General features: G+C 36.4%; 1 protein-coding gene. It reads right to left on the bottom strand.

Going from position 1 to position 228, the window contains the following annotated elements; genetic code table 11:
- Positions 1 to 228 (bottom strand): hypothetical protein (locus ACPYOJ_RS37295; RefSeq protein WP_481420674.1); only part of this gene is annotated, 228 nt, incomplete at both ends.

Raw genomic sequence — 228 nt, 5'->3', positions numbered from 1 at the left:
CGCATGAGGTGATCACCCAACTTGGGAGATTGTTGCTGGCGTCAAAATATTTCTGAACAAGAAAGTCTCTTAGATTGGCTTCTCTTTCAATGACGTTCATCATAAAAAGGTACAAAAAGATGCAGCCCAGCAATATGAAGATCACCCAATCGTTGTTTTCAGGTATTCTTACATGATTTATAAAATGTTGTGATATCGGCAAAGGAGTATTTTTTTGCAAAATTATAG

This window comes from Rhizobium sp. SVR5-9E, from assembly GCF_056755095.1.
This window is presented reverse-complemented; position numbering and strand designations above follow the sequence as displayed.